The sequence below is a fragment of the Streptomyces sp. NPDC052299 genome, assembly GCF_040679335.1.
In the GTDB taxonomy this organism is placed as follows: Bacteria; Actinomycetota; Actinomycetes; order Streptomycetales; family Streptomycetaceae; genus Streptomyces.
In genome coordinates this window covers 249805-263996 of the sequence record NZ_JBFAUP010000002.1, presented here as the reverse complement: position 1 = coordinate 263996, position 14192 = coordinate 249805, and the positions used below count along the sequence as shown (strand labels likewise).

At 72.7% G+C, this 14192-nt stretch carries 14 protein-coding genes; 10 read left to right on the top strand and 4 right to left on the bottom strand.

Annotated features, from left to right (window positions below):
* Nucleotides 1-25 precede the first annotated feature (25 nt).
* Nucleotides 26-997: an inorganic phosphate transporter gene (locus tag AB0L33_RS04375; RefSeq protein WP_365677617.1), complete on the top strand. Its 972-nt coding sequence runs from the start codon at nucleotides 26-28 to the stop codon at nucleotides 995-997.
* On the top strand, nucleotides 991-1635 hold the full coding sequence (locus tag AB0L33_RS04370; RefSeq protein ID WP_365677616.1) for a DUF47 family protein: 645 nt from the start codon (nucleotides 991-993) through the stop codon (nucleotides 1633-1635). Before AB0L33_RS04375 ends, AB0L33_RS04370 begins: the two co-directional genes overlap by 7 nt.
* Nucleotides 1636-1710: 75 nt before the next feature.
* Here the strand turns inward: AB0L33_RS04370 and AB0L33_RS04365 are convergent, their stop codons facing one another.
* The gene (locus tag AB0L33_RS04365; RefSeq protein ID WP_365677615.1) at nucleotides 1711-2454 is read right to left on the bottom strand and encodes a GntR family transcriptional regulator; all 744 of its coding nucleotides are present in this window, start codon (nucleotides 2452-2454) and stop codon (nucleotides 1711-1713) included.
* Nucleotides 2455-2619: 165 nt separating this feature from the next.
* Here AB0L33_RS04365 and AB0L33_RS04360 point away from each other — a divergent pair, with 165 nt between their 5' ends.
* The gene (locus tag AB0L33_RS04360) at nucleotides 2620-3621 is read left to right on the top strand and encodes a Gfo/Idh/MocA family oxidoreductase (RefSeq protein WP_365677614.1); all 1002 of its coding nucleotides are present in this window, start codon (nucleotides 2620-2622) and stop codon (nucleotides 3619-3621) included.
* A 126-nt stretch (nucleotides 3622-3747) separates the two neighbouring features.
* The gene (locus AB0L33_RS04355) at nucleotides 3748-5208 is read left to right on the top strand and encodes a serine/threonine-protein kinase (protein WP_365677613.1); all 1461 of its coding nucleotides are present in this window, start codon (nucleotides 3748-3750) and stop codon (nucleotides 5206-5208) included.
* An 18-nt stretch (nucleotides 5209-5226) separates the two neighbouring features.
* Here the strand turns inward: AB0L33_RS04355 and AB0L33_RS04350 are convergent, their stop codons facing one another.
* The 3 genes from AB0L33_RS04350 to AB0L33_RS04340 form a co-directional block, all read right to left on the bottom strand.
* Nucleotides 5227-5691 carry a hypothetical protein gene (locus tag AB0L33_RS04350; protein ID WP_365677612.1) on the bottom strand — a complete coding sequence of 155 codons (465 nt, stop codon included), beginning with the start codon at nucleotides 5689-5691 and terminating at the stop codon, nucleotides 5227-5229.
* 61 nt (nucleotides 5692-5752) lie between these two features.
* Complete coding sequence (locus AB0L33_RS04345; RefSeq protein WP_365677611.1) at nucleotides 5753-6142, bottom strand: hypothetical protein; 390 nt, start codon at nucleotides 6140-6142, stop codon at nucleotides 5753-5755.
* Nucleotides 6143-6237: 95 nt separating this feature from the next.
* Nucleotides 6238-7089 (bottom strand): class I SAM-dependent methyltransferase, encoded by an 852-nt coding sequence (locus tag AB0L33_RS04340; protein WP_365677610.1) that lies wholly within the window; start codon nucleotides 7087-7089, stop codon nucleotides 6238-6240.
* A gap of 116 nt (nucleotides 7090-7205) precedes the next feature.
* On the opposite strand from AB0L33_RS04340, the gene AB0L33_RS04335 reads away from it, so the two are divergent.
* The 6 genes from AB0L33_RS04335 to AB0L33_RS04310 all read left to right on the top strand — a co-directional run bounded on the left by AB0L33_RS04335 (nucleotide 7206) and on the right by AB0L33_RS04310 (nucleotide 14137).
* Complete coding sequence (locus AB0L33_RS04335; RefSeq protein ID WP_365677609.1) at nucleotides 7206-7790, top strand: TetR family transcriptional regulator; 585 nt, start codon at nucleotides 7206-7208, stop codon at nucleotides 7788-7790.
* Between the two features lie 126 nt (nucleotides 7791-7916).
* Entirely contained in the window at nucleotides 7917-8237 is a 321-nt protein-coding gene (locus AB0L33_RS04330; RefSeq protein WP_365677608.1) for a hypothetical protein, read from the top strand.
* A 118-nt stretch (nucleotides 8238-8355) separates the two neighbouring features.
* A complete protein-coding gene (locus tag AB0L33_RS04325; protein WP_365677607.1) occupies nucleotides 8356-8697 on the top strand; it encodes a DUF5713 family protein in 342 nt (113 codons plus the stop codon).
* Nucleotides 8698-8832: 135 nt separating this feature from the next.
* Nucleotides 8833-11667 (top strand): BTAD domain-containing putative transcriptional regulator, encoded by a 2835-nt coding sequence (locus AB0L33_RS04320; protein ID WP_365677606.1) that lies wholly within the window; start codon nucleotides 8833-8835, stop codon nucleotides 11665-11667.
* A 146-nt stretch (nucleotides 11668-11813) separates the two neighbouring features.
* Nucleotides 11814-12911 (top strand): ThiF family adenylyltransferase, encoded by a 1098-nt coding sequence (locus AB0L33_RS04315; RefSeq protein WP_365677605.1) that lies wholly within the window; start codon nucleotides 11814-11816, stop codon nucleotides 12909-12911.
* The gene (locus AB0L33_RS04310) at nucleotides 12908-14137 is read left to right on the top strand and encodes a hypothetical protein (RefSeq protein ID WP_365677604.1); all 1230 of its coding nucleotides are present in this window, start codon (nucleotides 12908-12910) and stop codon (nucleotides 14135-14137) included. Before AB0L33_RS04315 ends, AB0L33_RS04310 begins: the two co-directional genes overlap by 4 nt.
* Nucleotides 14138-14192 lie beyond the last annotated feature (55 nt).

Here is a 14192-nt window from a genome sequence, read left to right as displayed (position 1 = left end):
GGGCCGGCCGTAAGAGAGGCTCTCCGTGACCGTCACCGTCGCCCTGTGCGTCACCGCTGTCGCCTTCGTCTTCATCTGCGGCGCCAACGACGGAGGGGCGCTGCTGGAGCTCGCCGTACGACACCGCGGCCGCTCGGTGGGACTGCTTCTCGCGCTGCTGGTCGTGACCGTCGGGCTGGGACCGGACATCTTCGGACTCACCGTCGCCCGCACCTTCACCGGCCATCTCGCCCAGGGGCCGCCCGGCGCCGCGCGGCTCGTCTTCCTGGCGGGCGCGGGCGCCTCGGTCGTGCTGGTGCTCCTGCTGGCCTGGCGCGGCGTGCCCACCTCTTTGACCCTGGCCGTTCTGGGAGGACTGGCCGGTGCCGATGTTGCCCTCGGCATCCGTCCGGCGTGGGGCGACCTGGGCGTGGTGCTGGCCATCGGAGCCGGCGCGCCCCTCGTGGGAGCGGGAGCCGGCTGGTTCATCGGCCGCGCGGTGCGCCTGCTTCCCTCGCTGCACGGCATGCCTCGGCTGGTGAGCGGTCTGCAACTGACGGCGTTCGGCTGCCAGTGCCTGGCCTACGCGGCCAACGACGCGCAGAAGATGTTCGCCGTGGTGGCCGTCGCGTTCGCGGGAGACGTCCTCATGCCCCACCCCTGGCAGGCCGGGGACGTCATGGTGGCCGCGGTCTTCGCCGCGGGCGCCCTCACCGGCGCGCGCCGAGTGGCCCGCGGCGCGACCAGCCGCCTGCTCACCACCCGGCCCTGGCAGGTGATGTCCGCGGAGTTCGCCTCGTCCGCCGCGGTGCTGTCCACGGCCGGCTTCGGCATGCCGGTCAGCATGACCCAGTCCGTGGCCGGCGGACTCGTCGGCACCGGGGTCAGCGACGGCGGCCGGCGCGTGCGCTGGCAGTACACCCTCCCGCTGCTGACAGTCTGGCTGGTCACGCTGCCGGCCGGTTTCGCCGCCGGCGCCCTGGCCGGTCTGATCCTCAAGGGAGTCACCTCATGGTGAACGCGACCGTGCGCCGCATCATCGGCGATCTCACCGGACGCACCCACCGCAGGACCGTCGGCCTGCTGACCGCACAGCTCGACGCGACGGTCAAGGGTGTCGATCTGGCGGCGGACCTCGCCGCGGGGCGTGTCTCTCCGGCCGAGGCGCGCGAGCGCATGGCCGGGGTGGAGCACGAGGGCGACGAACGCCGGGCCGCGCTGGTCGCGGAGCTGTCCACGACACTCACCACGCCGATCGACCGCGAAGACCTCTACCGCTTCTCCCGGTCCGTGGACGACGTCCTGGACGGACTGCGGGACCTGGTCCGGGAGACCGACCTCTTCGGCCTGCCCGGCGACCCGGCCGATCTGCCCGCCCTGCAGGCGGTGCGCGAGGGCCTGATCGCCCTGCGCCGGGCCGTCGACGGACTGCCGGGGGCTCCCGGCCAGGTGCATCAGGGCGCCATGGCCGCCCGCAAGGCCGCGGGACGGGTGCGCCGCGCGTACCAGGAGGCGATAGCCGCGCTGCTGCGCGACGAGGGGCGCGCCGGAACGCTCGGCCGCCGGGAGCTGCTGCGCCGCCTCGACGGAATCGGGCGGCGGCTCAAGGACGCCGCCGCCGACCTGTCCGACGCGCTGCTCAAGCGAGGGCACTGACCGGTGCGACTCGGGCCGTACCGCGCGTACGGCCCACGCACCGGAGCCTCCACGCGGGTCCGCCCCGGCCGTCGGTCAGTGCGCGGCGACGGTCATCTCGAACGCGTAGCGGGAGGCGCGGTAGACGTGCGATCCGTATTCGACCGGCCGGCCCGAGCCGTCGAAAGCGGTGCGCGTCATGGTGAGCAGGGTCGCGCCACGGGCCTCGTCGAGCAGCCTGGCCTCCGCGGCTGTCGCCCTGCGGGCTCCGATGCTCTGCTCGGCGGTGCTCAGGACCACGCCGGACCGGCGGAGCAGCTGGTACAGCCCTCCCTCGGCCAGCGAGTCGGCGCTCAGCTCGATGACGCCCTCCGGGAGGTAGTTGTGCAGCAGCGCGATCGGCTGGTCCTCGGCGAAACGCAGACGGTCGACGGACAGCACCGGCCGGCCCTCGTCCAGGCCGAGTGCGGCGGCGACGGGTGCCCCGGCCGGGACGGTCTCGACGGAGAGCACCTGCGTGGACGGGCGACGGCCACCCCGCTCCAGGTCCTCGAAGAGGCTGGTGAGCTCGATCTGACGTCGTATGCGATTCGCGACGACCTGGGTGCCCACACCACGTTTGCGGGCCAGCAAACCCTTGTTGACGAGGTGTTGCATCGCCTGGCGCATGGTCGGGCGGGACAGCCCGAACTCATCGGCCATCAGGATCTCGTTGCTCAGCCTGGTGCCGGGCGGCAGGTCTCCCGCTTCGATGAGGTCCTGCAACTGCTGGGCGAACTGGAAGTAGAGCGGGACCGGACTGCTCCGGTCGATCGTGATCTTCTTCGTGAGCGGTTCCACGTCGCCCTCCTGCACTCTGCTGCCGACACCTGCAAGTATGCCTCACTCTCCTTTAGATTCGTACGTCTTTATGTCTGAACAAACACTTGCTCTTCCGTCGGCCGGGGGATAGAAAACAGCTGGGCCCTCCAGGCCCGACCCCTGCCCGCACGAAAGGTCTCGCACATGCGTATCGGACTCATCGGAACGGGCCGCATCGGCGCGTTCCACGCCTCCACGCTCGCCGCGCTGCCGGCCGTCGACGCGCTCGTCCTCCACGATCCCGACGCACGCTCCGCCCGGGCCGTGGCGAACCGCGTCGGCGGCGAGTGCGCCGACAGCCTCGGCGCACTCCTCGACGCCGGACTGGACGGGATGGTCATCGCGGCGCCCACCGGCTCCCACGCCGAGTTGATCACGGCGGCGCACGGGGCTGGGCTCCCCACCTTCTGCGAGAAGCCGGTCGCCTCGACCCTGGAGGAGACCGACCGGGTGCTGTCCGCGTTGCGGGGCTCCGACGTGCCCCTGCAGATCGGCTTCCAACGCCGGTTCGACGCCGGTTACCGGTCCGCGCGCGAGGCCGTCGCGTCCGGACGGCTCGGCTGGACGCACACCCTTCGGGCCTGCACCTCGGACCCGGCGCCGCCGCACCCCGGGTACATCCCCGGTTCGGGCGGCATCTTCCGCGACTGCTCCGTGCACGACTACGACATCGTCCGCTGGGTGACCGGGCGGGAGATCACCGAGGTCTACGCCACCGGGGCCAATCGCGGTGAGGCGTTCTTCGCCGAGGCCCAGGACGTCGACACCGCCGTCTCCGTGCTCACCCTGGACGACGGCACCCTGGCCACGTGCACCGCCTCCCGCTACAACGGCGCCGGCTACGACGTGCGCCTGGAGGTCTGCGGCTCCGCGGGAACGCTGGTCGCCGGCCTGACCGAGCAGGCCCCGCTGGCCTCGGCGGAGGGGGCGGCCTTCCCGGCCGGTTCCCCCTACCCGGGCTTCATGGAGCGTTTCCGGGACGCCTACCGTGCGGAGCTCACCGCTTTCACCGAAGTCGTGGCGGGCACCCGCCCCAGCCCGTGCACCGGCGAGGACGCCCGCGCCGCTCTGGCCGTGGCCGAGTCCGCCACCCGCTCCCGCGCCGAGGGGCGTCCCGTTCCGGTCCCCGCTCCCGCTCACGTGTAGGGCTCGAAACGTTCTGAATCGATCGCTAAGTCCCTTGATTCCGGCTTGAGTTGAGCGTCGGTACGTCAAGATTGTCGTCCCGGGGAATTCACTCTGAGGGCTGGCGACGACATGTCGGAGATCTGTATGCATGAGCCGGGACGGGGCCTGGGGCCCGAGGATCCGCGCACGGTCGGGGAGTACGAGATCACGGGCAAGCTCGGCGAGGGCGGCATGGGCCGGGTCTACCAGGGCCGCTCGCCCGGCGGCCGGCTGGTCGCCGTCAAGGTGGCCCGCACCGAACTCGCCGCCGACGAGGGGTTCCGTGCCCGCTTCCGCAGCGAGATAGCCGCCGCGCGCCAGGTCGGCGGCTTCCACACCGCGCAGGTCGTGGACGCCGACCCGGACGCCACCCCGCCCTGGATGGTCACCGCCTTCGTGCCCGGCCGCGATCTCGACCGGACCGTCGCCGAGGACGGGCCGTTCGACGAGGGAGCGCTGTACGCCCTGGGCGCGGCGCTGGCCGAGGCGCTGACGGCGATCCACGCGTGCGGGGTGGTGCACCGTGACCTCAAGCCGGGCAACGTCATCATGTCCGACGACGGGCCGAGGGTCCTGGACTTCGGCATCGCCCGCGCCCTGCACGACACCCGTCTCACCCACACCGGCAGCGTCATCGGCACAGCGGGCTTCCTCGCACCCGAACAGATCGAGCAGGGCACCGTCGGCCCCGCCTGCGACACCTTCGCGCTCGGCGCCGTCCTGGTGCACGCGGCGGGCGGCAGCGCCTTCGGCGAGGGGCCGGCGATGAGCCTGCTCTACCGGGCCGTGCACGGCGAACCGGACCTGTCGGCGGTGCCGGAGGGGCTGCGTGCCGTCGTCGGCTCCTGTCTCGCGAAGGACCCGGCGGACCGGCCCACCGCGTCCGACCTGCTCGTCGAACTGCGGGCCCACGCACCGGTCCCGGTGCCGGCCCCGTCCCCCGCCCCGTCGCCCGGTCCCGCCCCCGCCACGCCGCCGAAGGCCCCCGCGCCTCCGCCCAACGCCCCGAGGCCCGTGCCGCCCACCGCCGTGGCCCCGCCGGCCCCGGCGGTCTTCCAGGCCACCCCGGGACGCAAACTCACCAGGCTCGTCTGGCCCCTGATCGGCGCGCTGTGCGCGGCCCTGATCACCCTCGGGGCCTGGCAGACCGGCTACGCGGACTCCCAGAGACTCCGGCTGTTCGCGCCGCTGGTGTTAGCAGCGTGCGTGTACCACATCGCGAGGGCCCTCGCCCGGCCCCACACCGTCACCGTGGAACCCCCCGGCCTCACCATTCGCAGCCGGCGCAGCACCCGCAAGGACGACCCCTTCGTCACCATCCCCTGGACGGACATCGTCTCCGCCGGGCGTCCGCAGGTCGCCAAGGGCCCGGACGTTCAACTGCTCCTCAAGCTGCGCTGGGGAGCCCCGTTGCCGCTCCCCCGCCAGGGCGTCGAGCCCCGTCAGCCGGACTGGGTCACCGTCACCGTGCCCCGGCCGATCGGCACGACGACCGCTACGCTCCGAGGAAGACTGCGGGAAGCCATCGCCCGGTGCGCCCCGCACGTCCACATCGACTACCTGTGATCCCGGACGAGGTTCGCGCTACGGCCACAGCACCTCACCCGCCCGGACCACCAAGGGCTCGAACCGGTCGGATTCGTAGAACCTCGTCCATCCCAGGCACACCGCCCCGTCGGCGCTCCGGTGCCGGTCGTCGACCCGGTCGGCCAGCCACCGGAGCAGGTCACCGGTGAGCTCGAAGTCGTCCGGATGGACCTCCTGCCGAATCGTCAGGGCCCACCCCCCGTGCCGGGCGCGCTCCAACACCGAAACGAGCGCCCCACCGACCTTCCAGGCCCCGCCACGACCGGCCAGCAGCGGCTCCGGGCGCTCGTCACCGACAGCCTCGCCGTCGTCGTCGTAGGACACCTCGGGGAACCCGGTGACGATGCGAAGAGGCTCCGGCCGGTCACCCATTCCAAGGTGCCACCGGAGCTCCGCGACCTCCTCGTCCGCAAGACCTTCGCGCAGGTCCAGGGCTATGAACAGCTCAAAGATGTCAGCCATGGCGGCACGCTATCGCCCTGGCGGCGCCCCGGACGCTCCTGGCCCCCGGGCACCCGCGGGGTCAGTTCAGCGGCGCGGGAGGCGGCGTGCCGTAGAACGTGAGCGGCGGCCAGCCCTTGGACTGGGCGAGCGCGGACAACGCCTGCGCGACCTCCAGGGGGGTGATGTCCTGGGCGGACGGATAGCCGTTCGGCTTGTCCACGCGGACCTTGAAGCTCATCTCCATCATCAGGTCCGTCTCGGCCATGGAGTGGTCGGCCCGGAACTCGGTGCCGTCCATGAACTCGACGGAAGCCGTGGCGGACTCGGACGCCGACGCCTGGGTGGCCTTCGCCGTCGTGGCGCCCTCGTCCCGGCCCGCTGCCTCTGCCGTACCGGCGGTCGCGAACACCGCACCGGCCGCGGCCGTCCCCGTGTATCCCAGCAGTGACCGTCTGGACATCTCCGACATGATCCCCTCCTCCTGTCCGGCTCCCGGCGGCCGGGAACCGGAGTCGAGCATAAGAACGAATGTCAGACGGTGGAGGGACTTCGCACTTTTCGGTCTCAGTCGCGTGCCGTATGCACGGCCGTGACCAGCCAGGAGTTGCTGCGCAGCCGTACCCCGCTCTCCGTTTCGTGACGCTCCAGGGCAGCCGTCAGATCTCGACGCGCCGCTTCCCGCGCGGGCGGTGGCACCTGGTCGAGCAGGTGGCGCCCCGGGCCCGAAGAAAGGAGGAACGCCGCGGCGTCCGCCGCGTCGGCGCCCCACTTCCCCGCCGCTTCGACGCGCTGCACGCGCGCCTCCCCGAACCCGCTTACGGCGAGCAGATCGCGGACATGACCGGGATCGGCGAGGGAGAACATGCCGGGGCCGGCGGTCTTCCCGAACCCGCCGAGCGGCAGGATGTCCCGGAGCGACCTCAGCGCGGTGAACCACTCGTTGGCCTCCGGCTCCGCCGCACAGATGAACGCCAGTCGGCCGCCGGGCCGCAGCGCCCGGTGAAGGTTGGTGAACGCAGCGGCCGGGTCGGCGAAGAAGGTCATCCCGTACCGGCTGATGACCGCATCGAACGCGCCGTCGTCCAGGGGGTGTACCTGCGCGTCGCCCTGCACGAAGGCCACGTTCGCGACCCGTTCTCGCGTGGCGCTCTCCCGGGCCTTGTCCAGCATCGGCCCCGACAGGTCAAGGCCGAGCGCCCGGCCGAGCGCGGCGCGCCGGGCAGCGAGGCGAGTGGTGGGGCCGGCTCCACAGCCAACGTCCAGGACGGTGTCGGTCTCGGCGATGGTTGCAGCGTCCAGCAGAGGCTGGTTGAAGCCGTCATTGACGGCGTCCCAGCGCTCCTGGTCGCGGGCCCACTGCGCGCCCTCGTATCCGTTCCACGCCTCGGCCTGCGCGGTGTTGGTGAACTGCTTCATGGGTGTGCTCCCTCCCGCCGGGCGCGGCAAGGCGCGCCCGGCCGTAGAATGGGCAAGTGCCCAAACAGTATGGGCGGACGCCCATAGTTGCAACGGGCCGAGAGAAAGGGGCTGTTGTGTCACCTCGCGGAGTCGCGATTCCCGATCTGCGCGAACGACTGTTCGCGGCCGCGGAACGGGTGGTGGCCCGCGACGGCGCCGCCGCTCTGACCAGCAGGGCCGTCACCGCGGAGGCCGATTGCGCCAAGGGCGTGTTGCACACGCACTTCGCCGGCCTGGACGAGTTCGTCGCCGAGCTGGTCCTGGACCGCTTCGCCCGCGGCGCCCGCCAAGCCGGGGCTCTGGAGGCCAAGGTGGGGCGTGCCACGGTCGCGGAGAACCTCCTGGAGGTGGTCCAGACCCTGCTGGACTCCCTGCCGCCCGCGGTGGTGGGCCTGGCGATGGCCCGCCCCGCGGCCGCGTCGCACACGCGCGACGGACTCCGGTCCGGCGCACCCGCGTTCGACGCGATCCAGGACGCCGTCACCTCGTACCTCCAGGCCGAACAGCGCATCGGCCGGATGCCCGCCGACGGCGACACCGCCACCATCGCGCTCGCACTCGTCGGCACGACCCACCACCTCCTGATGACCGGCGGCCCCGGGCAGACCGCGGACATCGCGGCGACCACGCGGCGGCTGCTGGCCGTTCTCCTGGCCTGACGGCCGTCCGGCCCGCCCTGTCCCATGGCTCCAGGGCCGGAGCCTGGCGGCGGGGTTTGTCGGTGGCGGCCACTACGGTGCCCGAGGCGTACATCCAGTCGATCTCCGCACCCGTGAGGAACCACCGTGCCCCGAGACGCTTCCGCTACCGGTGAGAAGACCCTGCGGGACTTGGTCCCGGAGTACGCGCGCCTCGCCCTCGACGCCGTCGTCCTCAACCCCGAGACGGGCGATCCCGGCGTACGGGAGAGCTCCCTCGGTGGCCCGTTGCTGTGGCCCGCCGACGAGCCGTGGCCGCACTGCGCGCAGGAGGACCACTGGACGTTCGGCAGTGACTGGCGCAATCGGACCGAGATCGTTCCTGGGAGGGTGCCCATGGTCCCCGTACTGCAGCTCTACGCCCGGGACGTGCCCGGACTCGTCCTCCCCACTGACACCACCCGGTAGCCCCGGCCCGCCTTACGAGCGTTGGCGCCGGCCACCACCGGACCTCCTGGCACGATCGTTGTCAGTGGTGCCGTGCATGATCGACGCGTCAGCCCCTCTCCAACACAGGGAAGTGCCAATGCCGATCACCAACCAGCAGGTGGCGGGACACGCCTTCCTGCACCTCATGCAGGAAGACCCGTACTTCCCCGGCTCCGTGGTCAGCCGGGGGAAGGCGATCCTGGCGCGACTGTGCAAGCGCATCGAGGTCGAGCGGCCGGCCGACCTGGAGGGCCTGTACGTACTCACCCAGGCGGCGACGGAGGAGTTCAACCTCCTGGACAGCGACTCCGTGGCGGCCTGGGACGGGATCGAGACGGTCGGACGGGAGTGGATCTGTGAGGAGTTCTGCTTCATCGCGTCCGCGTACGGGTACACGGACGCGGACCCGGAGGAACTGACCGCCAACCGGGACTGGTGAATCGGGGCCCGCCGGAACCGCGCCGCACCGCCTCGACCTCCGGTCCGCCGCCGGGCTCCCCGAACGACGTGGCGGATCACGTCGGCCGGTGGCAAGATCACACGCACACGGTACGGAGCACGAGGGGGCAGTCGGATGCGTTTTCGTATCCTGGGCCCCCTCGAAATATTCGACGGCACCCAGTGGCGCGGGATCTCCGCCGCCAAACCGCGCGCGTTGCTCGCCACCCTGCTGGTCCGGCGCGACGTCCCCGTACCGACCGAGCGATTGGTGACGGAGCTGTGGGGCGAGCGCGAACCCCGGGCGGCCGCCAACCTCGTCCAGCAGTACGTGTTGCGTCTGCGCCGGGAACTCGACGACAAGCAGGGGCGGTTGCTCGTCACACGGTCGCCCGGCTACCAGGTGGTGCCCGGCGACGACGGGCTGGACGCCACCGTCTTCGCCCGGCTCGGCGCATCCGGCCACGCCGCGCTGGCGGCCGGTGAGGCGGAACGCGCGGCGGCCCTGCTGGCGGAGGCGCTCGCCCTGTGGCGCGGGCCCGCGCTCTCCGACGTACCGGCCGGGCCGGTGGTGGAGGCGGAGGCGGCGCGGCTGAACGAACAGCGGCTCGACGTCCTCCAGGCCCGCGTGGAGGCGGAGCTGGCCTGCGGGCGGCACACCTCGCTGGTACCGGAGCTCAGGCAGTTGGTGCGTGAGCACCCGCTCCGGGAAGGCCTGTGGGAGCAGTTGATGCTGGCGCTGTACCGGTCGGGGCGACAGGCGGAAGCGCTCGACGCCTACCGGGAGGTGCACCGACTGCTCGACGCCGAGCTGAGCGTCGAACCGTCCGCTCCGCTGTGCGAGTTGCACCTGCGCATGCTGCGCGGCGACCCGGGACTCCTCGCGACCGGGCCCGGTCACCGGCCGTCCGAGGCGTCCGAGGCGTCCGCCCACCGCGGACGGACGCCGCCGCCCTCACAGCTCACTCCACGTCAACTTCTCGCTGCTGTCGGCGGCTTCGCCGGCCGACGGGCCGAGCTGCGGCTGCTGGACGGGCCGCCCGGTGAAGCGCTCACCGCTACCGGACCGACCGTACGCGTGATCACCGGAACGGCGGGCGCGGGCAAGACGGCGCTGGCCCTGCACTGGGCACACCGCGTGGCGCCGGACTTCCCGGACGGGCAGCTGTACGTGAATCTGCGCGGCTTCGACTCCGCCGCCGGGCCGGTGCCTCCCGGCGAGGCGATCCGCGGCTTCCTGGAGGCCCTGGGGGTGCCGCCGGAGCGAATCCCCGATGCACTGGACGCGCGGGCGGCGCTCCTGCGGACCGAGACCGCCGGTCGCCGTCTGCTGTTCGTCCTCGACAACGCCACCGACGCCGCCCAGGTACGTCCGCTGCTGCCGGGCGGCGCCGGTTGCGCCGTCGTCGTCACCGGTCGCGGCCGGCTGGCCGGTCTCGCCGTCACCGACGGCGCCCGGCTCGTCTCTCTCGACGTGCTGTCGCGGGAGGAGGCGCACGAACTGCTCGTCGCCCGGCTCGGACCGGACCGGGTCGCCGCCGAGCCGGAGGCGGTGGCCGAGCTGATCGAGCTGTGCGCCCGTCTGCCGTTGGCCCTCGCGGTGACCGCCGCCCGCGCCATCGGGCGGCCCGCGTTCGCGCTGAGTGCGATCGCGGCGGAACTGCGCGACACCCGGGGCCGGTTGGACGCGCTGGACGCCGGTGAGGGGGTGAGCAGCGTACGGACGGTCTTCTCGTGGTCGTACCTCCGGCTGGACGCCGCCACGGCCCGGGTGTTCCGGCTGCTCGGCCTCTACCCCGGCCGGGATGCCGCCGCGCCCGCGGTGGCTGCCCTGGCCCGGCTGTCCGTCCGGGAGGCCGCGGCCGCGCTCACCGCGCTGGCCCGCGTCCATCTGATCGATGAGCACCACCCCGGCCGGTACTCCTTCCACGATCTGCTGCGCACCTACGCCGCGGGGCTGGCGGCGACCGAGGATTCCGAGGCGGAACGCACCGGGGCGCTGCACCGCCTCTTCGATCACTTCCTGCACTCGGCGCACGTCGCGAGCCGGCAACTCGCTCCGGTGCGCGCGGAGATGCCCCTGTCGCCGCCGGTGCCGGGGGCCCTGCCGCACTACCCGGAGGGGTACGAGGAGGCGCTGGCCTGGTTCGAGGCGGAGCACGCCGCACTGCTCGCGGTCGCGCAAGCGGCGGGTCCGGCGGGATTCGACGCCCACGCCTGGCAACTCCCGCTCTTCATGGGCGACTTCCTCCACCTCAGCGGTCGTTGGCACGACTGGGCGGCCACTCAGCGCACGGCCATCGCCGCAGCCCGGCGGCAGGGGGACCGCGCGGGAACGGCACAGTGTCACTGCGAGTCGGGCCGGGCCGCGGTCCGGCTGGGCCGGTACGCGGAGGCCCAGGACGAGCTGTCGCGGGCCCTGGAGCTGCAGCGTGAGCTGAACGACCTGACGGCGCAGGCGCACACGCTGCAGGCGCTCGGCTGGTCGTACGAGCAGCAGGGTGACTACCGCGCCGCGCTCCGCTGCGTCGAGGAGGTCCTCGAACTGGAGCGCGCGGCCGGGAACCGGGCCGGGTGGGGCGGCGCACTGAACAACATCGGCTGGTGCCAAGCCCATCTGGGCAACCACGAGAAGGCCCTCGCCTGCTGCGAGGAGGCGCTGCGACTCCACCGGGAGGAGGGCAGTCCGCTCGGCGAGGCGTACACCTGGAAGACCTTCGCCGTCACCCGCCGTGCCATGGGGCAGTACGCCGAAGCGCTCGACTGCTACCGACGCTGCCAGGAGGGTTTCCACCGGCTCGGCAACCGGTACGGCGAGGGGGACGCGTTGCGCGGCCTCGGCGAGGTCCTGCGCATCGTCGGCGACCTCGCGGGCGCGCACGAGGCGTGGCGGGCCGCCCTCGCCCTCTTCGACGAACTCGAACACCCGGACGCGGACGCCGTGCGGGAACTGCTGCGGGCCACGGACTAAGCCACCGGGCGCGCACCGGGCGTGGGGCTTTGCCTCGCTGTACGGGCTCAAAGCGCCGTCAAAGCGGGAGTTCAGCCCCGGGTCGCAGAGTTACGGCCATGCCCTGGGGGGTCCGGGGTCCGCTGAGGCCGAAAGCGAGTGGGTTGATGCGTGTCGCGCTCAAGGAGTGCTCCTGGCAAACGGTGGGGGAAGACCTGATCGTCGTCTTCGACCCCCGTGAGTCGATCACTCTGGAGGACCCCGAGGGGAAGGTCGAGGCGCTTCTCTCCGTGCTGCGGGAGGGACCTCGGAGCGCTTCGGAGCTGCGCGCCGAACTCGCCGCCCGGGGTGTGGAGGTGACCGCGGAGGAGCTCGACGGTGGGCTGGCCGGACTGGCGGGGCTGGGGCTGATCGAACGCGAGGAGGGCCGGTTCACCGGTGATCCGGCGGTCGACGAGCGGCACTTCTCCAACCTGGCGTTCTTCGGCACGTTCTCGGACCTCGACCACCACCGCACCGACTTCCTGCGCCGGGTGCGCGACGCGCACGTCCTGGTGCTCGGTGTGGGCGGCGGCGGGTCCTCCCTGGTGCAGTGCCTGGCGGGTCTCGGCGTCGGCCGGCTGACGCTGCTGGACCACGATCGCGTCGAGACCCGCAACTTCGCCCGGCAGTTCCTTTACCGGCGCGAGGACGTCGGCCGCTCGAAGGTCGAGCGCGCAGCGGCCTGGGTCCGGGCTTACGACCCGGACATCGAGGTGCGCACCGTCGACCGCTGGGTCGCGGGCCCCGAGGACCTCGCCGATCTCACCGACGGGATCGATCTGATGCTGGGCGGCCTGGACGGCCACCCGGACGCCGGTCTCTGGGTGAACGAGGCCGCCGTGCGGGCCGGTGTACCGCTGGTGGTCGGCGGCGCGACCCGCACGCTGCTCTCGTACATGTCCGTCGCCCCGGGGAGGAGCGCCTGCCTGGCCTGCGAGTTCTCGCAGCAGCCGGAGGCGGGCACCGGTGCGGCGGCCGCGGAGGACCTGGTGCACGGCATGCGCACCACCAACCCGCTCATCGGCCCGGTGGCCATGCAGGTCGGCTCGCTGATCGCGCTGGAGGGACTGCGCTATCTCACCGGGTTCCAGGAGCCGCTGGCCGCCGGCGCCCGGGTCCGCCTCGACCTGCGCGAGGGCCTGGCGGGCAGCCGGGTGCCGTTCCCCGAGGTGCCGGACTGCCCGGTGTGCGCGCTGGCCCCGGCACGGGTGGCCGCGGCATGACCGGAGTGGACGGGTCCCCGGGCACGACCGTGCGGCTGCGGCCGCTGAGCCTGGTGCCCGAAGGAGAGGACGAAGTCCTGGTCGGCGACCCGGCAACGGGGCAGTTCGTCGCCATTCCCAAGGTCGGCGGTGTGGTCATCGAGGCGCTGCTGCGCGGGGCGACGATCGCGGAGGCCGCTGCCGAGGCCGAGGAGTTCGCCGGGCAGCCCGTCGATGTGCCGTCCTTCGTCGAGGTCCTGCGCGAGCTCGGCTTCGTCGACGAGGGGCAGCAGAGCGAACCGGTCCGCTCGGCACCCGTCCAGGGGGGACGGTGGCTGGACGGCGTCCGCCAGGAGGTCGCGCGGCCCTTCTTCGGGCGGGTGGCCTGGGCCTGCTACGCCGCGTGCGCGGTGTTCGCGCTCGCCGTGTTCGTGTTCCGGCCCGGGCTCTTCCCCGATCCGGCCGACGACGCCTTCGTCGTGGACGACATCGGCCTCGGCAGCCTGATCCTCATCCCGCTCGCCACGGCCGCCACCGCCATCCACGAGCTGGGGCACTGGCTCGCGGCCCGCGCGCTCGGCCTGGGGGCCAGGTTCGGCATGGACCGGCGCATGGGGTTCCTGCTGGTGTTCGAGACGGACCTGACCCAGCTGTGGACCGTACCGAGACGCAAACGGTACGGACCACTGCTGGCCGGCCTCGCCCTCGACGCGGTGCTGCTCGCCGTCCCGCTGGCGGCGCGACTGCTGATCGACACCGGTGCGTGGGCAGCGCCGGACGCGCTCGACGCGGTGCTCGCCACCTGGATCTACGTGAAGCTCACGGCGATGCTCTGGCAGTGCATGGTGTTCCTGCGCACCGACCTGTACGCGGTACTGGTCAACGCGCTGGGCTGTCGCAATCTGTGGCGGGTGTCGACCCTGATGCTCCGGCGGGCCGTCGGCCGGCTGGACGGTCCGGGGAAGGCCGAACTGGCCGACGCGCATCCGGCCGATGTGCGGGCCGGGCGCTGGTTCCGCTGGGTCCGGTTCTTCGGGGCGGCACTGACCCTGGCCTGGGCGGGGCTGTTCCTGGCGCCCTCCGTCTGGGAGGTGCTGCGCTGGGCCGCCGACGGGCTCGGTGCGGGCCCGGGCACCGGGCGGTTCTGGTGGGCGCTGCTGTGCACCGCGGTCTGCCTGACCCCCTTCATTCTTCCCGCGGTCCTCTCGGTCCGTGAGCGCGCACGGCGGCTCACGACGAAGGCCTGAGGCCCCGCGGGTACCGATCCGCCCCGGCCCGGCGCATCGCCGGACCGGGGGACGT